At 39.9% G+C, this 21,655-nt stretch carries 23 protein-coding genes and 3 pseudogenes; 18 read left to right on the forward strand and 8 right to left on the reverse strand.

Annotated elements, in window-relative coordinates; genetic code table 11:
• Window positions 1-28: 28 nt before the first annotated feature.
• Together LBYS11_RS10460 and LBYS11_RS10465 are read right to left on the reverse strand one after the other, a co-directional pair.
• Window positions 29-1,224, reverse strand: a pseudogene (locus LBYS11_RS10460) (class I SAM-dependent rRNA methyltransferase).
• Between the two features lie 62 nt (window positions 1,225-1,286).
• Window positions 1,287-2,204 (reverse strand): alpha/beta hydrolase, encoded by a 918-nt coding sequence (locus LBYS11_RS10465; RefSeq protein WP_048395703.1) that lies wholly within the window; start codon window positions 2,202-2,204, stop codon window positions 1,287-1,289.
• Between the two features lie 160 nt (window positions 2,205-2,364).
• Here LBYS11_RS10465 and LBYS11_RS10470 point away from each other — a divergent pair, with 160 nt between their 5' ends.
• Complete coding sequence (locus LBYS11_RS10470; RefSeq protein WP_048395701.1) at window positions 2,365-2,841, forward strand: dihydrofolate reductase; 477 nt, start codon at window positions 2,365-2,367, stop codon at window positions 2,839-2,841.
• Window positions 2,842-2,884: 43 nt separating this feature from the next.
• Here the strand turns inward: LBYS11_RS10470 and LBYS11_RS10475 are convergent, their stop codons facing one another.
• On the reverse strand, window positions 2,885-3,520 hold the full coding sequence (locus LBYS11_RS10475; protein WP_048395699.1) for a PAQR family membrane homeostasis protein TrhA: 636 nt from the start codon (window positions 3,518-3,520) through the stop codon (window positions 2,885-2,887).
• A gap of 275 nt (window positions 3,521-3,795) precedes the next feature.
• Here LBYS11_RS10475 and LBYS11_RS10480 point away from each other — a divergent pair.
• From LBYS11_RS10480 to msrB, 5 genes and pseudogenes are all read left to right on the forward strand, one after another.
• Window positions 3,796-4,637, forward strand: a pseudogene (locus LBYS11_RS10480) (DegV family protein).
• 400 nt (window positions 4,638-5,037) lie between these two features.
• A complete protein-coding gene (locus LBYS11_RS10485) occupies window positions 5,038-5,967 on the forward strand; it encodes a GDSL-type esterase/lipase family protein (protein WP_233732703.1) in 930 nt (309 codons plus the stop codon).
• A 4-nt stretch (window positions 5,968-5,971) separates the two neighbouring features.
• On the forward strand, window positions 5,972-6,553 hold the full coding sequence (locus tag LBYS11_RS10490; protein WP_048395694.1) for a YpmS family protein: 582 nt from the start codon (window positions 5,972-5,974) through the stop codon (window positions 6,551-6,553).
• A 12-nt stretch (window positions 6,554-6,565) separates the two neighbouring features.
• Window positions 6,566-7,099 (forward strand): peptide-methionine (S)-S-oxide reductase MsrA, encoded by a 534-nt coding sequence (msrA, locus tag LBYS11_RS10495; protein WP_103118072.1) that lies wholly within the window; start codon window positions 6,566-6,568, stop codon window positions 7,097-7,099.
• Window positions 7,092-7,520, forward strand: coding sequence for a peptide-methionine (R)-S-oxide reductase MsrB (msrB, locus tag LBYS11_RS10500; RefSeq protein ID WP_103118073.1), 429 nt, complete (start codon window positions 7,092-7,094; stop codon window positions 7,518-7,520). The genes msrA and msrB overlap by 8 nt, the downstream gene beginning before the upstream one ends.
• A gap of 318 nt (window positions 7,521-7,838) precedes the next feature.
• Here msrB and LBYS11_RS10505 read toward each other — a convergent pair whose 3' ends face one another.
• Window positions 7,839-9,680 carry a methyl-accepting chemotaxis protein gene (locus tag LBYS11_RS10505; protein ID WP_103118074.1) on the reverse strand — a complete coding sequence of 614 codons (1,842 nt, stop codon included), beginning with the start codon at window positions 9,678-9,680 and terminating at the stop codon, window positions 7,839-7,841.
• A gap of 248 nt (window positions 9,681-9,928) precedes the next feature.
• Here LBYS11_RS10505 and LBYS11_RS10510 point away from each other — a divergent pair, with 248 nt between their 5' ends.
• The gene (locus LBYS11_RS10510; protein ID WP_048395688.1) at window positions 9,929-10,147 is read left to right on the forward strand and encodes a YozE family protein; all 219 of its coding nucleotides are present in this window, start codon (window positions 9,929-9,931) and stop codon (window positions 10,145-10,147) included.
• Between the two features lie 111 nt (window positions 10,148-10,258).
• Window positions 10,259-10,966, forward strand: a complete 708-nt coding sequence (gene deoD, locus LBYS11_RS10515; protein ID WP_103118075.1) for a purine-nucleoside phosphorylase — start codon at window positions 10,259-10,261, stop codon at window positions 10,964-10,966.
• A 106-nt stretch (window positions 10,967-11,072) separates the two neighbouring features.
• On the opposite strand, the pseudogene LBYS11_RS10520 reads toward deoD, so the two are convergent.
• Together LBYS11_RS10520 and LBYS11_RS23070 are read right to left on the reverse strand one after the other, a co-directional pair.
• Window positions 11,073-12,032, reverse strand: a pseudogene (locus tag LBYS11_RS10520) (beta-propeller fold lactonase family protein); the annotation flags it as partial.
• Window positions 11,960-12,106, reverse strand: a complete 147-nt coding sequence (locus LBYS11_RS23070; protein ID WP_158651948.1) for a hypothetical protein — start codon at window positions 12,104-12,106, stop codon at window positions 11,960-11,962. The gene LBYS11_RS23070 and the pseudogene LBYS11_RS10520, both read right to left, overlap by 73 nt.
• A gap of 148 nt (window positions 12,107-12,254) precedes the next feature.
• Here LBYS11_RS23070 and LBYS11_RS10525 point away from each other — a divergent pair, with 148 nt between their 5' ends.
• The 5 genes from LBYS11_RS10525 (at window position 12,255) to LBYS11_RS10545 (ending at window position 15,119) form a co-directional block, all read left to right on the forward strand.
• Window positions 12,255-12,764 (forward strand): GNAT family N-acetyltransferase, encoded by a 510-nt coding sequence (locus LBYS11_RS10525; protein WP_233732707.1) that lies wholly within the window; start codon window positions 12,255-12,257, stop codon window positions 12,762-12,764.
• A gap of 162 nt (window positions 12,765-12,926) precedes the next feature.
• Window positions 12,927-13,436, forward strand: coding sequence for an O-methyltransferase (locus tag LBYS11_RS10530; RefSeq protein WP_103118077.1), 510 nt, complete (start codon window positions 12,927-12,929; stop codon window positions 13,434-13,436).
• Window positions 13,437-13,608: 172 nt separating this feature from the next.
• Window positions 13,609-13,983 (forward strand): hypothetical protein, encoded by a 375-nt coding sequence (locus LBYS11_RS10535; protein WP_103118078.1) that lies wholly within the window; start codon window positions 13,609-13,611, stop codon window positions 13,981-13,983.
• Window positions 13,980-14,495 (forward strand): NUDIX hydrolase, encoded by a 516-nt coding sequence (locus tag LBYS11_RS10540; protein WP_233732709.1) that lies wholly within the window; start codon window positions 13,980-13,982, stop codon window positions 14,493-14,495. The genes LBYS11_RS10535 and LBYS11_RS10540 overlap by 4 nt, the downstream gene beginning before the upstream one ends.
• 69 nt (window positions 14,496-14,564) lie before the next feature.
• On the forward strand, window positions 14,565-15,119 hold the full coding sequence (locus LBYS11_RS10545; protein WP_103118080.1) for a hypothetical protein: 555 nt from the start codon (window positions 14,565-14,567) through the stop codon (window positions 15,117-15,119).
• Window positions 15,120-15,124: 5 nt separating this feature from the next.
• Here LBYS11_RS10545 and LBYS11_RS23235 read toward each other — a convergent pair whose 3' ends face one another.
• Window positions 15,125-15,268 (reverse strand): hypothetical protein, encoded by a 144-nt coding sequence (locus LBYS11_RS23235; RefSeq protein ID WP_167444844.1) that lies wholly within the window; start codon window positions 15,266-15,268, stop codon window positions 15,125-15,127.
• Window positions 15,269-15,351: 83 nt separating this feature from the next.
• On the opposite strand from LBYS11_RS23235, the gene LBYS11_RS10550 reads away from it, so the two are divergent.
• From LBYS11_RS10550 to LBYS11_RS10570, 4 genes are all read left to right on the forward strand, one after another.
• On the forward strand, window positions 15,352-15,933 hold the full coding sequence (locus LBYS11_RS10550; protein ID WP_103118081.1) for a group-specific protein: 582 nt from the start codon (window positions 15,352-15,354) through the stop codon (window positions 15,931-15,933).
• A 608-nt stretch (window positions 15,934-16,541) separates the two neighbouring features.
• Window positions 16,542-16,955: a GNAT family N-acetyltransferase gene (locus LBYS11_RS10560; RefSeq protein ID WP_103118083.1), complete on the forward strand. Its 414-nt coding sequence runs from the start codon at window positions 16,542-16,544 to the stop codon at window positions 16,953-16,955.
• Window positions 16,956-17,075: 120 nt separating this feature from the next.
• Entirely contained in the window at window positions 17,076-17,708 is a 633-nt protein-coding gene (locus LBYS11_RS10565) for a DUF2306 domain-containing protein (RefSeq protein WP_048395672.1), read from the forward strand.
• Window positions 17,709-17,951: 243 nt separating this feature from the next.
• Window positions 17,952-19,706, forward strand: coding sequence for a collagen-like domain-containing protein (locus LBYS11_RS10570; protein ID WP_103119078.1), 1,755 nt, complete (start codon window positions 17,952-17,954; stop codon window positions 19,704-19,706).
• 36 nt (window positions 19,707-19,742) lie between these two features.
• Here the strand turns inward: LBYS11_RS10570 and LBYS11_RS10575 are convergent, their stop codons facing one another.
• Window positions 19,743-20,441, reverse strand: coding sequence for a DUF421 domain-containing protein (locus LBYS11_RS10575; protein ID WP_103118084.1), 699 nt, complete (start codon window positions 20,439-20,441; stop codon window positions 19,743-19,745).
• A gap of 160 nt (window positions 20,442-20,601) precedes the next feature.
• Here LBYS11_RS10575 and LBYS11_RS10580 point away from each other — a divergent pair, with 160 nt between their 5' ends.
• The gene (locus tag LBYS11_RS10580) at window positions 20,602-21,621 is read left to right on the forward strand and encodes a serine hydrolase domain-containing protein (RefSeq protein ID WP_103118085.1); all 1,020 of its coding nucleotides are present in this window, start codon (window positions 20,602-20,604) and stop codon (window positions 21,619-21,621) included.
• Window positions 21,622-21,655 lie beyond the last annotated feature (34 nt).

The raw sequence follows: 21,655 nt of genomic DNA on the forward strand, positions 1-21,655 counted from the left end.
ATCACACCTTGGTGTGATTCTCAATTGGTTAGTCGATTTTCTGGATGAACACGACCTTCAGATAATTAAATTCAGGGTATTCACGTGGTACACGGAAATCCTTCGGTAAACCGTATTCCTCGACAATTTTATAGCGTGTACGAGTCTCTTTAAATGCTTGGTCAATAAAGCCTTTGAACTTTTTCATGCCAAAGCTGGCATTATTTGTGGAAGCCACGATGATGCCGTTTTTAGCGGTAATGGCAATCGTGTCCTTTAGTAATTTAGGGTAGTCCTTTGCCGTTGAAAAGGTCATTTGCTTCGTACGTGCAAAGCTAGGTGGGTCTAATACGACAAGGTCAAACTGTAAAGCATGGCGTTGTGCATATTTAAAATAATGGAAGACATCCATGACTTTTATATCCTGTGCCTCATAATCAATATGATTGACACTAAATTGCTCAATCGTTTTGGCTAAACTACGCTTTGCCACATCTACACTCGTTGTCTTGATGGCTCCTCCTAGAGCGGCAGCCACAGAAAATGCTCCTGTATAGGAAAACGTATTCAGCATGTCTGTATTGTTGGCATAACGCTCTCGAATAGCCAATCGTACCTCACGTTGATCGAGGAAAATCCCTGTCATGGCGCCATCGTTTAAATGCACCGCATAGGTCATACCATTTTCCTTCACCATGATAGGAAATTCTCCTGGCGTGCCCATTACAAAATCATCTTGCTCGATATATTGTCCTTTGCTATCAAAGCGTTTTTTCTCATAAATCGCTTGGTAGTCTACTGTCTCAGCAAGCGCCTCATACACCACTTCTTTAAATGAATAAATGCCCTCACTATACCAGCTTACCATGTAGTAGCTGTTAAAAAAATCAATCGTAAGACCGCCGATGCCATCTCCTTCACCATTAAACACACGAAAGGCTGTTGTGTTTTCATTGCTAAAAAATGCAGCACGATTGTCGATGGCTTTTTTAAATTTTTTATAAAAAAAGCTTTATCAATTGTTTCATTCGTATCGGTCGTTAGCACCCAGCCAATCCCTTTGTTTTGGATGCCGTAGTAACCTGTTCCAATAAAACGGTTATGATGATCCATGAGCCTGAGGAGTGTTCCTTGCTCAGCAGGTAAACGTCGTGCATCAACCGCATCCTTTGAAATAAGTGGGAAGCCTTTTTTTAATTGATCAGAAAAGGGCTGTTGTATTTGTAGAGCTATTGTTTGTGTCATAGTGTCATCCTTTAAAAAACGTTTTGCTCTATTATCGCACTGTTTGCGCGGGATAGCCAAACTTATTTCAGGAATTGCGCAATTTTTGTCACGGTTTCAATTGTTGCTTCTTCAAAATAATTCATTTTACTGAAATAACTATGGATTAAACCTGGCATTGTAATATGTTCCACTACCACACCAGCAGCCTTTAACTTTTGTGCATAGCTTAGACCCTCATCAAAGAGAACATCTGCCTCTGCAGCTATAATGAATGTTTTCGGCATGTTACGGACTTCCTCTAGCTGAAGAGGGGACACAAGTGGATTTGTGAAGTTTGCTTCCTCTGTATAGTGATGAGAGAACCACTGCATGGCTTGTGTATCTAAGCCGTAATCTTCACCATATGCCAGATAAGATACTGTTGAAAAATCGACATTTGTGACAGGATAGATGAGTGTTTGAGCGTGTAACGATGGTCCCTCGAGTGCAGTAGCTAAGTATGCAACTACAGTAGCCAAATTTCCGCCAGCACTGTCCCCAGCAACTGATAATCGACTTGCATCGCCACCTAAGGCTTCCATATGATCGTGCACCCATACTAAGCTATCGTAGGCATCATGTAAGGGTGTTGGGAAAGGATATTCAGGTGCTAAGCGGTAATCCACTGATACCACAATCGCCTGTGCCTGGTCTGCTAATAACTGGCAGCCTGCATCGACAGATTCTAGATTGCCATAGACCCAGCCTCCACCATGATAATAAACAATAACAGGTAAAGTTTTGCCGAGGACGGGCGTATAAAGCCGAACTTTAATTTGTTCGCCATCTCGCACTGTAATTTTGTGATCCTCAATGGATGCTAGCTTCGGTTTGTGTGCAGATTGCCATTGTGTAACCGTCCGCATGGCTCTCGCTTCCTGAGGTGAAACTTTGTAATAAGGTGTACCAGTACGCTGAGCTTCTAGATATTGAACAGCTTCTTTTCTTAAAGTTATCATCTTCATCATTCCTTTATAGAGAGGTTTGTTATTCCTATTATAAACTATTCATATAATTTTACTAGGATTTAGGTGTAACAAATGTTTATTTATTTAAAAATAGGTGAAATAAGCGCATTATGTTTATAATAAAAGGGACGAAAGTATTTGGAGGGACAGTATGATTTCTTTAATTGTGGCACATGATGACAATCACGTCATCGGATATAACAATGGGATGCCTTGGCATTTACCTGGGGATCTGCAGTATTTTAAACAAAAAACAATGGGCAAGCCTATGATTATGGGACGTAAAACATTTGAATCCATCGGTCGACCACTTCCAGGGCGACGCAACATCGTCATTACACGTGACGAAAACTATCAGGCAGAAGGCATTGAAATTGTGACTAGCTTGGAAGGTGCTTTAGCGCTAGCTGGAGATGTACCTGAGGTGATGATTATTGGCGGCGAGCAAATTTTCCGTTTAGTGATGGAGATGGCTGATCGCTTGTATATCACAAAAATTAATCATGCCTTTCAGGGAGACACCTATTTCCCGAGCTATGAGCATGATTTTGTTCAAGTCTCTTCAGAGGAGCCTGAAACAGCACCAGAAGGTTATACATTCCAATATCAAATTTTTGAACGTAAATAGACGAAAAAGCAATCGCTCCCTTCACAATGAGCGATTGCTTTTATTATAGATAAAAATAAACACACGCATACATGGAGGCACAGCCAGCTAGCACAAAGAGATGCCAGATTGCATGGTTAAAGGGCAGAGAGCGCCATGCATAAAAGATGGCTCCAATCGTATAGAATAGCCCACCTGCTAGCAGTAAAGCAAAGCCATGTAAACCTAAATACAGATAAACGGGCTTAATGGCAAAAATAATTAACCAGCCCATGCCAATATAAAAAATTAATGAAAGTACTTCAAAGCGATTAATAAAGAAACATTTAAACAATACACCAAGCACAGCCAATGACCAAATAATACATAGTAGCGTCAATCCAAGGGAACCACCAACGGCAATTAATAAAAATGGCGTATAGGTGCCGGCAATTAAAATATAAATGGACGAATGGTCCAAAATAGCGAAAAAGTGTTTATATTTTTCTGGCATACTGTGTAGTAATGTAGACATTAAAAACAGAATGATGACAGACGCACCGAAAATGCTGAAGGTTGTAATATGTAGGGCATTTCCTGTTTGTACGGCTGCTAACAGTAGAACAACCAGTGCTGGAATACTAGCAATGAAACCAATACCGTGTGTTATGGCATTCCACAGCTCTTCCCTCCATGATTTATAGTCAAATGAATCAACCATTTGAAACACTCCTTTCGTTCATACATTTACTATACCCCAATAATTTATAGATGAACATTTACATTTGTCATATAGTTCATATCAAAAATGTCATAAGCCTGTCATATTCTTTGAGGGGCATTGATAGACAAGAGGTAGGTGAAAACGCTATAGTATCCAAGGTAGCGTTTACATGCTAGCTAGGACAGAGCTTTGCCTAATGACAAATGTCATGTTTACATAATGATTCATTAGTCTATATAATAAATTTTAATGAAGTAAAAGGATGTGTCGAAGTGAGACGAATTCATATAGTAACGGACTCAACTTGTGATTTAACAAAAGAAGAAGTAGCACAACATGGCATACATATCGTGCCTTTAACGATTCAAATTGATGGTCAAACATATACAGATGGAGTGGACTTAGAGCCACAATCTTTTTTAGGCTTAATGAAAAATGCAAAAAATTTACCGAAAAGTTCACAACCAGCACCAGGTAAATTTAAGGAAATATATGATGAGCTCGGTAAAGATGGCGATCAAATTATCTCCATCCATATGACTGGTGGTATGAGTGGCACAGTAGAATCAGCTCGTCAAGCAGCTCAAATGACAGATGCCGATGTGACAGTCATTGACTCACGCTTTATCGCGATTGGTTTAGCTATCCAACTACGAGAGGCCATCCGCATGCGAGATGAAGGCGCCACTGTGGAGGACATCGTAGCACGTTTAGAAAAGGTACGAGACAATACACATTTATACGTTATTGTAGACACGCTCGAAAACTTAATCAAAGGCGGTCGAATTGGTAAAGGCACAGGCTTTATCGGTTCCCTCCTAAACATCAAAGTCATTGCCAACCTTGAAGGTGGCGTATACAATCCTGTGTCAAAGGTACGTAGTCATAAACAAGTAGTCAATTTTTATTTAAACAATTCCAAGCAGATACAGCTGGAAAAACAGTTAAGGCAGTCGGCATTTCCCATGCAGATGGCCTAGTAACGATGGGCAACCCATTAAAAGCGCTAATCGAAGAAACTGGCTTTAACGATGTTGAAATTGCCTTTACATCTCCAATCATCTCGACACACACAGGTCCAGGAGCAATTGGTTTTATTTATTTTGCAGAATAACAGGAAGGAGCTACTACATAAGTAAATGTAGTGGCTTTTTTATTATGCGTGGATCACCTAGCAGGATGAGCGGATTATTCAAAGATGAGCAGTTTTTGTTTAGCTGTGATCAGTTTTCAACTAACTATGAGCTTGAGCGGCTTCAATTAAATAGTAATCGTTTTGAACAGTAGCTTCAATCAAACAGTGATCACGTTGCCATCAAAAATAATCAGACGTTCTACTAATTATCACCCCTTCTGCATAAAGGCACACTGTATAAACACACATTTTTCCATACATACACCTGAGGAAATTTGGCAAGCACACAAAATTATGGAGAACTAAGGGGAAGTCACTTTTCATTGCGGCATGAACTATTCTATAATAGAAGTAATAGAAAGGGATGGAAGGTGGTCAAATGGACATTTGGCGATTTATGTTGTCATGTTTGACCGTCTTTGTACTAAGTGGTTGTGCAATATCAATCGATGAACCGAATCCGCAAGCAGAACCTGAAGGTGAGCAAGCAGGAACGGAGCAAGATATACCGCAGGATGAGCAACAAACAGAAGATGAGGAAAAAACATCTAAGAATATGTTGACGCAAATTTTTGAACATTTTTTTGAGCCATCAGCAGAGGATTTATCGCAAATTGATGAAGAACAAGCAAAGCAACTACATTACTTGGCACTGGGAGATTCGTTGACAGATGGTGTCGGTGATGAGTATAGTCAAGACGGTTATGTTGGAAGATTAGCAGATTCATTGCTCGCATGGCCTTCGATTTCGGAAGTAGAGGTTGATAATCGGGGCAAACGTGGCAGACGCAGCGATCAGCTACTAAAATTAGTGAAAAAAGGGCATTATGATGAGGAGCTGCAAGAAGCACAGCTAATTTCCTTAACAATGGGTGGCAATGATGTCATGAAGGTCGTCAGGCAGGATTTATTTAACCTGAAACGTGATGCTTTTGATAAGGAATTACTAGCATACAAGGAACGTTACAGCAAAATCGTAGAAGGCATTCGTGCTAAAAATCCGACAGTGCCCTTATTACTCATTGGTTTTTACAATCCATTTTCGATTGTAACCAATGAGGCGAATGAATTTGATACGATTATCACAGAATGGAATAATGTGATAGAGGAAGTAGCCAGCAAGGATTCCAATGCTTGTTACGTATCAGTAGAAGATTTGTTTGATTCAAATGAAGAGCTCGTCTATCATACAGACTTTTTCCACCCGAATGCAAAGGGGTATGAAAAAATGACAGAGCGTATACTAGCAGCAATGGAGCAGTGTGGTATGGAAAAAAAGATTAACAAGGCAATAGGCTTCGAGGAGTGACAAAATGAATAAATGGAAAGTCGCGTTTTTCGCCTTAGCGGGCACAGTGCTTTTTGCAATCCTCCTCGTCGTTTTTTTAGCAACTAGACCAGTGGATGGCGTCCATGTTGCGAAGAGTTCAGCAGGTGAAAGTGAAAGCAAAGGAAATGTACTCGTGGTGCAAACCACAACAAAGGAATTAGAATCGATCTCAAAAAAATACCTAAAGGATGCTGCGAAAGGCTCACCTTTACCACTTGATTTCACAATTGGGGATGATATTCAACTACGTAGCACACTGACGGTATTCTATACGGAAATCCCCATTTCCATGAATTTTGATCCTATTGTGGATGACAAGGGGAATATTATTTTAAAACAGACAGGCATGAATGTAGGGTTATTAAACATTCCACCAGAAACGACAATGAAAATCATGCGCGATTCGGTGGAATTTCCCTCATGGATTACCGTGAATCCGAATAAAGCAGAAATATATATTGATTTATCGCGCATTAACATTGCCTCTGGTTCACGTGTACGTGCTAAAGAGTTGGACTTACCAAAGGATAAAATCTTATTGGAAATTATTGTTCCTGGTGAATAAGGAGTGAAATAAATGACAAAGCAATATGCAACATTTGCGGGAGGCTGTTTTTGGTGTATGGTCAAGCCCTTTGACGAAACACCTGGGATTGATTCCGTAATCTCAGGCTATACAGGTGGACATGTTGTAAATCCTACCTATGAACAGGTTTGCTCGGAAACAACAGGGCATGTGGAAGCTGTACAAATCACATTTGATGATGAGTTATATAGCTACGAGCAGCTACTTGGGATTTATTGGACTTTAATTGACCCAACAGATGCAGGGGGTCAATTTTACGACCGTGGAGAATCCTACACAACGGCCATTTTTTATCATAACGAAGAACAGCGTGAGCTAGCTGAACGTTCAAAGTCAGATTTACAAGCGTCTGGCAAGTTTGATAAACCAATTATGGTAAAAATTTTACCAGCCACTACGTTTTATCCGGCTGAGGATTATCATCAACAGTATTATAAGAAAAATCCAATGCACTATGAGCGCTATTCGATTGGATCAGGTCGTCGAGCGTTTCAGGAGCAACACTGGGGGAACAAACATGAATAAGGAAGAACGTTTAAAAGAACTAACAGAGATGCAATACTATGTCACACAGGAAAATGGCACAGAGCCTCCATTCCGTAATGAGTTTGATGACCATTTTGCAGAAGGCATCTACGTAGACATTGTGTCTGGCAAGCCTTTATTCAGCTCACTCGATAAATACAACTCAGGCTGTGGCTGGCCAGCCTTCACAAAGCCGATTGAAAAAGAACAGGTAACCGAGCATTTCGATACATCTCACGGTATGCGTCGTGTGGAGGTACGCAGCAAAGAAGCGGATTCGCATCTAGGACATGTCTTCCCAGACGGCCCAAGTGAGCAAGGTGGCTTACGCTACTGCATTAACTCAGCAGCGCTTCGATTTATCGCAAAAGAAGATTTAGAAAAGGAAGGCTATGGCGAATACCTAGCACTATTTAAATAGTAAAAACCTAGCAAGGTAGCTCCTTGCTAGGTTTTTTTATGGTCATGAGACACAGCAGGTTAGAAGGATAGAAATCTGAAAGTGGAGGATAAACCTGAAAAAGTAGCGGATAGATTGCTCAAAGTGAAGGATAGCCCCGCAAATTAGGGGGATAGCCCTCAAATAATTGGATAGAAATCTGAAGGTGGAGGATAAACCTGAAAAAGTAGCGGATAGATTGCTGAAAGTGAGGGATAGCCCTGCAAATTAGAAGGATAGCCCCGCAAAGTTAAGGGAGAACCAATAAAAAATTGGTTCTCCCTCTCTCTTTCAGTTCGCTTAAACTTTAAACTCGCTCACGAGGTTGCGTAGGCTATCTGCTTGTTGGGCAAGCTCAGTGGCTGCAGCGTTGATTTCCTGCATAGAGGCGGAGCCTTGAGTGGCTGCTGCCGCAGATGTCACAGTGTTGGCCGCAGATTGTTCTGCGTAGGCATTGACATGAATGAAGTCACTTGCCACCGCATTGCTATTTTCAAGCGTTGTTGCAATTTTATCCACCATGGCCGCGATGATTGACGTTGTTTCTTCGGTATGCGATAAAATGTTGGCTAAGGATTGATTTGTTTCGTTTGTTACTTCAACGCCTCGGATGACCGTTGTCACACCCTCGTGATTTTGAGCAATGATGGATGTGACCTCATCTTGGATAGATGTGACAATCGATGTCACCTCTTTCGCTGCACTTTGGGATTGCTCTGCCAGTTTGCGAACTTCATCGGCTACGACAGCAAAGCCTCGTCCATGCTCACCAGCCCTTGCCGCTTCAATCGCCGCATTTAAAGCGAGGAGATTCGTTTGCTCAGAAATGGCCGTGATTGTACCAATAATAGAGGTAATATCCGCAGATTTACGACCTAACGCCTCCACAGTAGATGTTGTAGAAGCCATTGTTTCTTCAATGGATTGCATGACGAGTGATGATTGCTCCACAGAGCGGCTACCTTCATCGGCTGCTTGCTGCATGGCGATAGAGGCACGATGGACAGCACTCGCTTGCTCATTTAATTGATGCATTGAATGCTCTAAGTCGCTCATTTTTTGCTGCGCACTATTCATACTGGAAATCGTATTGTCACTATCACTCGCAATATCTGCTGTCGCATCCGCAATATCCTGAATTGTACGCGCATTTTCATCTGCTAAGGACATTAGCTCCTGACTGCTGCTTGATACATGATCCGCCAACTCACTTACGCGTCGAATTAAGTTAGAAATCGACTCAATTAACGTATTTGTCGAGGCTGCAATAATCGAAAATTCATCACGATTACGCACATTTACACGTCTTGTCAAATCGCCTCCTGCTTGTGCAATATCAAGGATAGAGTCATTAATCGCTTGTGTATTACGTTTTAATGATTTAAATAGCATAAAGCCAAAAATTACAATCGCTAAAAAGCCAACGATTGAAACGAGAAAGAATGTAGTTATGGAAATATTTACCTGCTGGTTAAGCTTGTCTAATTTTGTTTTATTGGAATCGTCCATGACAGTATTAATAGTCTCAATGTTTTGATCGATATGTGTTTTCATTGTTTCCCCAGTAGCACCCATCATCAGTTTACGAGCCTGCTCAAGACCGAGCTCATCACGCATTGTCATGACTTTATCTGAATAATCAAGGTAATTTTTATAATATTGCTCGATTGCCTGCATATGTCCGAGTTCCACTTGGCGATCTTGAAATTGATCTTTCAAAGCGGCTAGCTTTTTATTAATGGTATCTATTTTTAAATGATAAGAAGTAGAATAAATGCCGTTACCCGTAATTAAATACGATTGTTCTAAATTGGTCAGTCTAGCAATCTCATAGGCAAGTTGATTCACCGTTAGTTGCTCCTGCACATTTTTCTTTGTGAAATCTTCCATTTGGTGCTGCAAGTTTTGTATATTGACATAGGACAATATACCCATAATACCGTTAATTACAATAAGAAGTGCAAACATAATAAGCACTTTACCCCGAATTAAATGGTAAAAACGTTGTCGTTTTTCTTTAATAGGAGGGGGATTTTTCCCAGTTTCCCCTTGTGTAGAAGCTTTCCTCTTCTTAAAAAAGCTAAAAGTAAAGAGAGACGGGCGTTTTTTCGCTGTACCATGGGTTTTTTTAGTCTTTTTCATCGCCATCACCTTCCTATTTTTTAAATAATCGATTTCAATTTTATCTTATTTTGCTAGATTTTTCTATCTTTATTTCTAAAAATTAAAATTTTTCAGATAAAATAACTATGACAAAAGTCAGGATCGACCATGAAAATAGTTCTAAAATCATAAGTGGGTAAAATATAGTAGTAGTGGAATTTATGACGAATGCTATTTTTTTTGATACACTAGCGAAAAGCCAATGCATAAAAAGGGGAATTTGTTCGATGAAGAAAAGTTTTTATTTATATGTCCTAACCTATCGAGGTGGCGATTGGTCTGACCCTAAAGTACGCTTTGCAGAGGAAGTGTTTCATGAGCATAATTTTCCAAAGCAGAGCACAGACTTTAATGAGTTGTCCGACTATATAGAAACCTATGCAACGGAAAACCTAACAATCCAGACCTTTGATACTTTGTGGACACTTTATGAGGAACAAGCATAATTGTACGAAAACTATAAATAATTTTGTAGTTGCTAGACGTCTAGCATTGCGTAAATGACAGAAACACAGTATTATTTATAGTGATAACTGACAGAAAAGAGGGATTGCAGTATGAGTATTCATATTAATGCAAAAAAAGGTGAAATCGCTGACACAATTTTACTTCCAGGAGATCCATTGCGTGCAAAATACATTGCGGAAACATTTTTAGAAGATGTAATTTGCTACAACGAAGTACGTAATATGTTCGGATACACTGGTACGTATAAAGGGAAACGTATTTCTGTACAAGGAACTGGTATGGGTGTGCCATCTATTTCAATCTACGCAACAGAATTAATGCAAGAATATGATGTTCAAAAATTAATCCGTGTAGGTACTTGTGGTGCAATTCAAAAAGATGTAAAAGTACGTGACGTGATTTTAGCACAAGGAGCAACATCTGATACACGTATGAACCAAATCATCTGGGGCGGTGCTATCGATTTCGCACCAATCGCTGACTTTGATCTTTTATTAAAAGCATACAATGCAGGTAAAGATGCAGGTCTTAACTTACAAGTAGGGAATATCTTCACAGCAGATTTATTCTACTCAGATGAGCACCAAAACGAAAAATTAGCTAAATACGGCGTACTAGCGGTAGAAATGGAATCAGCAGCTCTTTACACATTAGCGGCAAAATTCGGCCGTAAAGCACTTGCTGTTCTAACAGTAAGTGACCATATCATCACTGGTGAAGTAACGACAGCTGAAGAACGTCAAACAACATTCAATGACATGATCGTGGTCGCTTTAGACGCAGCGATTCAAGACTAAGCTAACTGTAGCCATAATTAACTTTATAAAGAATGCAGGCAACCGACAAAAAACAGCCCATTTTCTAAGATGGGGTGGAAGTAGTCGGTTGCTTTTTTTGGTGTAATTATAGACAGATTGTTCCAGTTTTGATACCAGTAGGCCCGTTAAATCCTGGGATTGTGGCAATTACCATGTTTGTTGCTATGTCGATGACAGACACCGTATTGTCTACTTGATTTGTTACATAGGCAAAAGTACCATCTGGCAAGATGGTTACTTGGTCTGGAGATGCACCTACAGGAATAGTTGCAATCACCGTATTGGTGGCTGTATTGATGACAGATACGGTATTATTGCCTTTATTCACAATGTAAACAAGCGTTCCATCAGGGGTAATCGCTGTTCCTACAGGTCCTGTACCAACAGGAATGGTAGCCACTACTGTATTGGTAGTGGTATTAATAACCGATACCGAATTGCTATTTTCATTTGTCACATAAGCAAATTGCCCGCTTGGAGTCAAAACAATGGATCTAGGACGAATTCCCACAGGGATTGTAGCAATCACCGTATTGGTTGCAGTATTAATAACAGATACTGAATTGGAATTCTCGTTGGCAACATAAGCAAACGCACTATTTGGCGTAAAGGCAATACCTTGAGGTTGTAGCCCTACTGGAATAGTGGCTGTTACGGTATTGGTGGCTGTATTAATAACCGATATAGTGTTCGATCCGTGATTGGATACATAAGCAAGTGTTCCATTTGGTGAAATGGCGACACCAAGGGGGTCAATGCCTACAGGAATGGTAGCGATTGGCAAGTTTGTGGCAGTGCTAAAAACCGTTACATTATCCGAGAAGAGCGCTGGAACATAGCCAAAAGCGCCATTAGGTGTAATCGCTACTTCTAGCGGAGCAGATCCTACTGGAATGGTAGCGACGATTGTGTTTGTTGCGGTATCGATTACAGAAACTCTATTATCAGGCGTTGCGAGCTGTCCAGCATCTGTCACATAGACGAGATAATGACAACTTGGTGGTATGGGTAAAAATGGCGGCTTACATTTACAACGACAACAAGGACAACAACAGCGACAATGACAATTTGGATTTGACGTAAACTTGAATTTTGAAAATATTTATGTTCTTTCCCCACACAGGACATCCTTTCAGTCATATATGGCTACTTTATGCGTAAAGAGCTAGGCTTGTTGTACGTTTACCTAGCCATTCTCTTTTACCATTTTTACTTGTTATTGGAATAGTTCTAAACTTCTGAGTACGGTTCTTCTAAAAAATGCAGTATGATGAAACTAAAAAGCATAGGAGACATGAAGATGTTTAGCTTGATTAAAAATGATATAAGATTCATTGAAATTGAAAAAGAGATTATAAATTCAAATAGGGACTATAATTTAATCGCATATGATAAAGAAGCACTTGGAACTGAGGATATATTAGATATATTTAAAGACGCTGAGGAATTACAGATTGAGAGATACATAGTAAAAAAAGGGGAAGAATATCTAGCCATATTGGATTACGGCATGTCAAGTCCGCGTTATCAAAAACCTTGGTTAAGTTTACTTGCTATGCACAAAAAATACCAAGGATTAGGCTATGCTAAAAAAATATATTTGACCTATGAAGAATTAATGAGAATGCAAAAAGTTAACTGTATTCAAATAGCGGTTCATTCCACAAATCAGCAAGCATTAACCTTCTGGACTTCACTTGGGTTTATTCAATTTGATGAAAGAATTTACGAAGGCAAAGTAATCTTCAGCTTTGAGAAGAAATTAGGAGAGGATTGAATAGCATGCTCACCTATGAACTTTTGGATACAAGGCTACTAGCTGATGAAGGAACAATAAGTCCTGTTATGCTGACAGGGCCGTTTCCAATGATCTCATTCCTACAGAGCCCATTGCCATTCAAACAGAGCAGCATAGTTGTCGAATAGGGAAATACCTGAATTGGTGCAATTGAGTAAGGCTTTGGCAAAAAAACATCATTTTGAACATTCCTGTACAGATGAGGTTGGCAGGCTCTTATCAGTTCTTGTTGGACAAATAAAAACAGGAAAAATATTGGAGATAGGTACTGGTTATGGTGTAGGCAGTTCATGGATACTCTCTAGCATTCCTCGATCTATACATTTTATATCCGTCTATCATTCAAAGGATAAGATAGAGCTTATTAATCAAAACATCCATCATGCCCAAGCAGAGTTTGTTTATGGGGATTGGAAAGAGATGATTCAAAGTGGTCCCTTTCAATTTATTTTTGCAGATGTGGCAGCAGCCAAAACGATTGAGGCTGAACGCTTATTTGACATCCTAGACATGGGTGGCATGTTATTAATGGATGATTTTACACCTGAAGAGCATTTTCCTGAAGAGTGGAAAGGAAAGCCCGATAAGGTACGAGAATTTTGGTTAAATCACCCTCATTTAATGGCTACAGAGATATACGTAACAACTTAATCGTCTGCTATACTCGCTACAAGGATAAAATAAATTTAGAAAGATGCTTTAGGAGATTTTCCAATTCATATAGAATGAAAAAATTAAAGTATGACCGCTTCAAAATAGAAGCTCTATTTTACAGATAAATTTTAGCAGCCGATTCTTAACCAGACAAGGAGGAGGGTGAACCTTGAAAAAAATAGGTTTACTAATAGTAGCTCTTTTCGTAGTAAGTGGGGTCTTTATTGATAGCAATAAATTATTATATCCTTCTTTGCCAATCGATTCCCTTACACCAAAGGAAGCCATCCAAAAATTAAATGCATCCCCCGTTGATTTAGTGGCGCTCTCCAATGATAAGAAGGCAACTTGGTACCTCGCAGCCATTTCAGCTAGGGGCATACAGAAGGTGGACGAGGACATTCAGCAAATGATGGCTAATGAAGGATGGGCATTTCTTGAAAAAGAGGGGAGCGGGTTATTTTTCGAAAAAAATGGGGAACGTTCCATTGTGACAACGGAAATGTGGACGAAGCAGTATGTGCTTGTTCAAATTCAGAAATGAGATGCTCTATGGAAGTATGGGATATTTACGATAAAAATCGCCAAAAAACAAATAAGCGTCATGTGCGAGGGACAAAATTAGCAGCTGAAGATTACCATATCGTTGTGCACGTATGGATTCGCAATAACAAAGGAGAATTCCTTTTAACAAAAAGACATCCCAATAAACATTATCCTCATTTATGGGAATGTCCAGGAGGCTCTATAGTAACTGGTGAAAGTAGTTTGGATGGGGCTGTTCGTGAGGTGGAAGAGGAAATAGGGATACCATTATTGAGGACCAATGGACAATTAGTAAAGAGTGAACGTCGTGATTGCTTCAATGATTTTTACGACGTGTGGTTATTTGACCAAAGCTTTGAAATTAGTGAAACCATCCTTCAAGAGGGAGAAGTGACAGCAATTCGATGGGTCACAAAGCTAGAGCTTGAAAAAATGTTTCACGCGAATAACGTAGTACCGACACTTCGCTACTTTACGTCCATTTTTAACGATAAGACCACGCCATGTTAGTGTTATGTGTCAGCATAATTCTGATTCTGCAGGTTAACCTATACCTAAATAGGTTAGAGGAGCGGTAAAATGACTAAGCGTATTCTTATTGGACTAGCTTTATTTACGTATGTTTCCACTTTTAATTTGGTTTTTGCAAAGGACAGTGAGTCGCCACAACCTTTTGAAGAATTTCTTCCTGAAATCGGCTATAAAACAGTAGAAATAGCCGTAAAAGAGTTCGAACACCACTATAATAAAGAGCTGAAGCTACCCCTACGAGTACCGCCAATCAGCTTTACGCATCACTTTGGAAGGTTTAGTGATTTAGAAGGAGAAATGAATGATCAGCTGGAGGTGGTAATGATCAGTGATCAATTGCCACAAAATCATTTCAAAATCAAGGTTCGACCAGTTCAGCATAAAATGTCATTTGAAAAATATAAAACAGATGTATTTAAGTTGAAAAATGGCAGTGAGGCAGCCTATATTGAAAATCCACGAATTGGTTTTCATCTACTTGTATTTGAAAGAGACAATTGGCAATATGTCTTTAGTATTGATCGAGATGTGGCAGATCAAGTAACGGCTGAAGTCCTGATTGATATTGCTAATTCAATTGATTATCCAAAGCAAAAGTATTAGCCCCTCTAATTTTTATTCTTACCTTTCAGCTCTTCTCGTAATTTCTTTAGTTCCTCCGTTTGCTCCAAAATAGAATTGTTAACTCGTCTAATCGAATCATATATAGCAAAAATCCCGGCAAAAATAAGAATGATAACTAATAATTCCATTGTGCACCTACTTTCTATTTATACAATGATTGTAACAGGAATTTCCAAATGTTCGAAGAATTAGTTAGGTGGAGGTGCTTGTCATGCAGAGATATGTTTATCATATGGTTCCAAGGGAAATGGTGGGTCTTGAGCTTATGCCATTAAATAGGTTAGGGGCATTATTTCCACATTTATATGAACGATATTCGAAAAAATATTTTGATCATCCTGAGAGACCGAAATTATTCATGAAAGAAATTCCTCACTTAAATTGCTTGTGGAATGATGTTGTTCATTTCCTACCAATCCATCCTAGTCATCTATATAAGGCTTTAACAGAGCTTGGTATTGCAACGAGAGAAAGCCTAATGTTTTATCAAATTCCAATCCAAAAACTAGCGGTTAATCGTAATGCGATGTACCTGTATTCCAAGGAACACTATAAAGGGCCAGCAGGGGCAATTGCTGCAGAGGATATAAAACTACTGTCGTTACCTGATTATAGAGAACTAGAACAGCTACCATCAGCAACAGTAGACTATTTCCAAACGGAGAAAGAAAAAGGGAAGAACTTTGGGCTTTTTGCGTATGTTCCGCATCTCTTCAGCTTAGGCAATGTCAACGTAGACGAGGCGAAAATTATTTCATGGAATCCACATAATCCTAGCATGAATACTAATTGAGGTGGGAAAAGAAAAAGGGTTTGCTGAGTAGCTGGCTACCCTTTTTTGTCGCAAATTGAATAGTAATGGAAAAATCATACATCGTTATTCTGGAAAATTTGTTGAACACTGCCCTAAAAAAATCATTCTATCAGCATACCAAAGGATTCTTTCAATGGAGCAAACACGCTTCTTTCTTCAGCTCATTAGCTATTGTTCCTAGTAAACTTTTGAAAAACGAGATGAAGCAAATAGACAATCAATCGAAATATAAGTAGATAGAAAAAGGCCTCAATAAAGCTTGTTGCTAGTATCATTACATAACGACCGAAATCTTCTAACTCATGAAAAGTATATTTTTGTATGTGCCAATCAAAAAATAATGCTTTGTAACTCGTCCCCAAAAAGATAGGGATGAAAAGTAACCAATAAAAGCGGGGTAAACTAAATTTATAGCCTTTCACCAGCAAGGTACACCCTCCCCATTTTTTTAGCCATCATAACATAAAAGAAAATATTTTAGTATATTATGGAAATATTTAGTGATAATACGAATGCGTTATTTACAATTATAGTAATTTAAAGGTATTATTAGTAAGTTGAGATGATGTCCAGAAAGGTAGAAGTCCATGAAAATGATCCATTCAAGCAAGATACATCCCGATGTGAAAACATTATTATCCTATGCCACATCCGAAAAGAAAGTGGAGAAGGAATACCCATTGTACATTGCATGTCCAGAAAGAGTATTGTATGGCTATACCTTTGCACAAGACACTATCGGTTGTATAGGGATTGTTAAAAGAGAGGCAAATCAATGTGAAATTATACATATAGCCGTATCGCCTGCTTATCGTGGAAAAGGCATTGGACGTGAGATGATTCGGTATGTAGAAGAACATCATGCTTTTTCTTCCATTTATGCAGAAACAGATCAAGAAGCCGTCCTCTTTTATAAAAATCTCGGCTTTCACATTACAAGTTTAGGAGAAAAATACCCTGGAGTGGAGCGTTTTGGCTGTCTATTAACCTGCACTATCTAATGGTCAATTCGTTGTACTGTCGATAAACGTCCACTTATATGCTTTTTACGCCCTGTTATTTGTCTGTGTTAAAAGATCGGAGATTTGAATGGTACGCTAACATAGAAAGGAGCTATAAAAATGAAACAAAAATTGTGGTGGATTGTATGTGGCTTGGCATTGTTCATAGCAGGCTATTCGGTTGTTCAATATTTACTATTCGATGCACGGCAGGCGGGATTTGTTCAATTAAAGCTTATGCTTAGTGCAACATTGCATTCATTTTGGTATATCATGCTCTATATACATATTGTATTCGGTATATTAGCCCTCGTCATCGGTCCTTTTACGTTGTCATCAAAGTTACGAGAGAAAAATGTGAAACGCCATAGACTACTAGGCAATATCTATATGGTTAGTATTTTGTTTGGTGGCTTGGCAGGACTTTATTTAGCGCTGAACGCAACAGGGGGATGGGTAGCACAGCTAGGCTTTGCTTTATTAGCCATAGGGTGGCTCTTCACCATGTTTCAAGCGCTGGTCCATATTAAAAAAAGAAATATCCAAGGCCATCAGAAATGGATGCTAAGAAATTATGCTTTAACCTTCGCAGCTGTCACATTGCGAATTTGGCTCCCTTTGTTTACGGTAGTATTTGGCTTTGATAATTTTGAGTATAGTTATGCCTCTATCGCTTGGCTATGTTGGGTGCCAAATTTAATCGTGATGGAATGGTATATCCAGCAGAAACTCCCTAAATTTGCAGCTTACTGAGAAATGGCAAAGACAAATGGATAATGTTGAAACATATTATTGAGCATTGGGTTCTACATGGCCTAATGTTCTTTTTATTTTAAGATACATAGTTAATTCATTCTAATATTCTAGGTACATTAATTATCTCAATAAGTAGACTTTTGAATATGATAAAAAGGGACAGGAGGTGAAGTCGCATTGAGGTTTAGTTACAATCGTAATTTTGATAATTTTAAATGTGATGCAAAATGTAATTATCCAATGAAATATAAATGTAATGAATTTGGGTGTAATGGCTACCCATATGTTTATGGTATTGAGGATCCAATCGGTGTAACAGGAGCAACAGGAGCTACTGGTGCTACAGGAGCACAAGGTCCCCCAGGAGCACCAGGACCTCAAGGAGTAGCAGGAGTAACGGGTCCACAGGGAGAAATGGGTCCCCAAGGAGTAACAGGAATAACGGGAGCACCAGGTCCGCAGGGAGAAATAGGCCCTCAAGGAGTAGCAGGAGTAACGGGAGCACCAGGTCCGCAGGGAGAAATAGGCCCTCAGGGAGTAGCTGGAGTGACGGGGGCAACAGGTCCACAGGGAGAAATAGGCCCTCAGGGAGTAGCAGGAGTAACGGGGGCAACAGGTCCGCAGGGAGAAATAGGCCCTCAGGGAGTAGCAGGAGTAACGGGAGCAACGGGTCCACAGGGAGAAATGGGTCTCCAAGGAGTAGCAGGAGTAACGGGGGCAACAGGTCCGCAGGGAGAAATAGGCCCTCAGGGAGTAGCTGGAGTGACGGGGGCAACAGGTCCACAGGGAGAAATGGGTCTCCAAGGAGTAGCAGGAGTAACGGGAGCAACGGGTCCACAGGGAGAAATAGGCCCTCAAGGAGTAGCAGGAGTAACGGGAGCAACAGGTCCACAGGGAGAAATGGGTCTCCAAGGAGTAGCAGGAGTGACGGGGGCAACAGGTCCACAGGGAGAAATGGGTCTCCAAGGAGTAGCAGGAGTAACGGGAGCAACGGGTCCACAGGGAGAAATAGGACCTCAAGGAGTAGCAGGAGTAACGGGAGCAACGGGTCCACAGGGAGAAATGGGTCTCCAAGGAGTAGCAGGAGTGACGGGGGCAACAGGTCCACAGGGAGAAATGGGTCTCCAAGGAGTAGCAGGAGTAACGGGAGCAACGGGTCCACAGGGAATAATAGGGGCCACTGGACTTCGAGGACTTGCGGGAATAACAGGAGCAACAGGAGAACGGGGACTAGCAGGAATGACAGGGGCAACAGGAGCCCAAGGCGTAACAGGAAGTACAGGAGCAACTGGTTCACAGGGAATAACAGGGGCGACAGGAGTCCAAGGCGTAACAGGAAGCACAGGCGCAACTGGTTCACAGGGAATAACAGGGGTAACAGGAGCCCAAGGCGTAACAGGAAGCACAGGAGTGACTGGTTCACAGGGAATAACAGGGGCAACAGGAGCCCAAGGCGTAACAGGAAGTACAGGAGCAACAGGTTCACAGGGAATAACAGGGGCGACAGGAGCCCAAGGCGTAACAGGAAGCACAGGAGCGACTGGCGCTAGAGGGACTACAGGTGTTACTGGAACAACAGGTCCAAGTGGTTCAGGTTTGATGGAAGTTTTCCTCTCTACAGATCAATCAGTTGGTAATAATGATTTTCTTGGTACTGGTAATTCGTCAGCTTCATTCGTGAGAAGTTCAATTGTTATTCCTGAAAATGCTACAATTAGAAGCTTAACATTGAATATTCGCGACCATGCTTTAAGTGCAGGTCAAACGGCTTCAGCACAAATATTTATCAGCACAAATTGCGGATCTACTAGCGTTGCTACAGGTATCATTGCGAGCGTATCAGGACCAAATTCATCTACAACACCCAATTGTTGTGCAAAAGTGATTGCAAATTACCCAGTTAATAGTTGTACACTTCTTTCTGTACAAGTAAGTACAACGGGAGGAGCATTTTCAAACGGTGTTTCAGCAACGATACTTTTTAATACAGTTTAATTACGCGTTTTAATTTGTGAGTTTTTTGAGGGGAAGTTAATAAGGAAAGATATGCAATTTATTATTCTGGTTGATTGTTGCTAATAGGACATCCTTTACATCAATGTTATAAGTTGATAGTTGGTCTTTTAACCAACTCTCGGTTAGCGTTGTTTTATTCAACTCACGGTAATCAATTTTTCCCTCTTTAATAAGAACCGTGGGAAGAAAAAAAGGATTAGACTGTACACTTATATCTGCTCGTGTTGGTGTTTGGTAGGGTGTATGCAAAAAACTAGAGATCGATCCGTCTGGTTCCCATAAAGCGAGTGCTACATTTTGAACTTCTTCAATTTTTTCTTTTCTTAACTCTGATAAAAGTAAATCAACAGATATTCTAGCCTTTTGTAAGTTGGCGCTAATAATTTGCCCATTTTTAATCAGGGGAATCGGCGGGGAGTCTATTAAATGACGAAAGGCAACCCATTTTAGGCTCAAAAAAACACCGATGAGGTAGAGCGCAACTAAAACGGCCATGGTAATCATGGAACCCTTCATTCCTAACCCTTCATCAGATAAGGGATGTGCGATAATATTCCCAAGTGTGATAGCCATTGCAAAATCCAGCATTCTTAACTGAGAAATAGAGCGCTGTCCCATAATTTTTGTTGCGAAAAGTAGGAAGAAAAAAGCGACAATGGCTCGGAGAATCCATTGAGTAGCAGTAAGTGATTCTTGACTATGAAAAAATTCCACAGCGACACATCTCCTTTTTTCTTATTGTTTCCTTCCGTTACATGATTATGCGGATCTTCTGGATTGAAACGAAATAGACTTGTAAAAATATGTTCAAAACGATATTGTTAAAATAAAAAAACTATTATTTAGTAATTTTAAGAAAATCAGGAGAATATCTATGCAAACAAAATTACAAAATATTCTTATCGACATACAAGAGAAGGTTAATTTTTCAGGAACGGTGCTAGTGGAAAATCAGGAGAAGGTTGCCTTAGTCAGCCAAAGTTTTGGCTATGCGAATCGCTCAGAACAAATCGACAATCATGCCAAAACTCGTTTTGGCATTGCCTCTGGCTGTAAAATTTTTACTGCAGTCGCTATTTGTCAGCTTATTGAAAAAGGGAAGCTAGCATTTGATACGAAATTATGCGATTGTTTGCCTCAACTATTTAAGCACTTTGATAAGCAAGTAACCATCGCTCATCTGCTAACACATACGTCAGGAATACCCGATTATTTTGATGAGGAAGAAATGGAGAATTTTGAAGCGTTATGGGTTGAAAATCCGATGTACCAGCTTCGAACATTGCGAGATTTTTTACCATTATTTCAGAATCGTCCAATGAAGTATAAAGTTGGTGAGCGATTTCACTATAATAATGCAGGATATATTGTATTAGGGTTAATTGTAGAGCATGCAACTGGTATGGATTTTTCCGCTTACATTCAACAACATCTTTTCGATCAGGTGAATATGACGGAATCAGGCTATTTTTCGTTAGATTCTTTGCCAGCTAATACAGCATTAGGGTACATAGATAACCCAGATGGAACTTGGAAAACAAATATCTATTCTTTACCTGTAAAAGGGGGTTCTGATGGGGGAGCATTCGTAACAGGGAAGGATATGGCAAAGTTCTGGAGTGCACTTATGAATTTCGAACTTTTAAATGAAGAGTTAACGAATCAACTGTTAATGCCTCATGTCGAACTGAATGAAAATGATTGTTATGGCTATGGTGTATGGATTAAGAAGAATAGTGAACAAGCAATACTGAAATACCATGTGATGGGGTATGATCCTGGCGTGTGCTTCCATTCAGCCTATTATCCTGCTTCTTCCATCAAAGTTGTCGTATGTTCCAATAAATCTAAGGGCGCTCTTGATATGATGAAAGGAATAGAGGCTATCCTATAAAAGAATAAGGCTTGTCTGTGAAAAAGATTACAGG

Source organism: Lysinibacillus sp. YS11, assembly GCF_002896375.1.
Classification (GTDB): domain Bacteria; phylum Bacillota; class Bacilli; order Bacillales_A; family Planococcaceae; genus Lysinibacillus; species Lysinibacillus capsici.

Excerpts from the sequence above, each read along its gene's own strand:
- LBYS11_RS10545 (WP_103118080.1), top strand. The coding sequence starts at position 14,565 with ATGACTAAGCGTATTCTTATTGGACTAGCTTTATTTACGTATGTTTCC.
- LBYS11_RS10550 (WP_103118081.1), top strand. The coding sequence starts at position 15,352 with ATGCAGAGATATGTTTATCATATGGTTCCAAGGGAAATGGTGGGTCTT.
- LBYS11_RS10490 (WP_048395694.1), top strand. The coding sequence starts at position 5,972 with ATGAATAAATGGAAAGTCGCGTTTTTCGCCTTAGCGGGCACAGTGCTT.
- LBYS11_RS10475 (WP_048395699.1), bottom strand. The coding sequence starts at position 3,520 with ATGGTTGATTCATTTGACTATAAATCATGGAGGGAAGAGCTGTGGAAT.
- LBYS11_RS10505 (WP_103118074.1), bottom strand. The coding sequence starts at position 9,680 with ATGAAAAAGACTAAAAAAACCCATGGTACAGCGAAAAAACGCCCGTCT.
- LBYS11_RS10470 (WP_048395701.1), top strand. The coding sequence starts at position 2,365 with ATGATTTCTTTAATTGTGGCACATGATGACAATCACGTCATCGGATAT.
- LBYS11_RS10540 (WP_233732709.1), top strand. The coding sequence starts at position 13,980 with ATGAGATGCTCTATGGAAGTATGGGATATTTACGATAAAAATCGCCAA.
- LBYS11_RS10510 (WP_048395688.1), top strand. The coding sequence starts at position 9,929 with ATGAAGAAAAGTTTTTATTTATATGTCCTAACCTATCGAGGTGGCGAT.
- deoD (WP_103118075.1), top strand. The coding sequence starts at position 10,259 with ATGAGTATTCATATTAATGCAAAAAAAGGTGAAATCGCTGACACAATT.
- LBYS11_RS10485 (WP_233732703.1), top strand. The coding sequence starts at position 5,038 with ATGGACATTTGGCGATTTATGTTGTCATGTTTGACCGTCTTTGTACTA.
- LBYS11_RS10570 (WP_103119078.1), top strand. The coding sequence starts at position 17,952 with ATGAAATATAAATGTAATGAATTTGGGTGTAATGGCTACCCATATGTT.
- LBYS11_RS10565 (WP_048395672.1), top strand. The coding sequence starts at position 17,076 with ATGAAACAAAAATTGTGGTGGATTGTATGTGGCTTGGCATTGTTCATA.
- msrA (WP_103118072.1), top strand. The coding sequence starts at position 6,566 with ATGACAAAGCAATATGCAACATTTGCGGGAGGCTGTTTTTGGTGTATG.
- LBYS11_RS23235 (WP_167444844.1), bottom strand. The coding sequence starts at position 15,268 with ATGGAATTATTAGTTATCATTCTTATTTTTGCCGGGATTTTTGCTATA.
- LBYS11_RS10525 (WP_233732707.1), top strand. The coding sequence starts at position 12,255 with ATGATGAAACTAAAAAGCATAGGAGACATGAAGATGTTTAGCTTGATT.
- LBYS11_RS10465 (WP_048395703.1), bottom strand. The coding sequence starts at position 2,204 with ATGATAACTTTAAGAAAAGAAGCTGTTCAATATCTAGAAGCTCAGCGT.
- msrB (WP_103118073.1), top strand. The coding sequence starts at position 7,092 with ATGAATAAGGAAGAACGTTTAAAAGAACTAACAGAGATGCAATACTAT.
- LBYS11_RS10560 (WP_103118083.1), top strand. The coding sequence starts at position 16,542 with ATGAAAATGATCCATTCAAGCAAGATACATCCCGATGTGAAAACATTA.
- LBYS11_RS10580 (WP_103118085.1), top strand. The coding sequence starts at position 20,602 with ATGCAAACAAAATTACAAAATATTCTTATCGACATACAAGAGAAGGTT.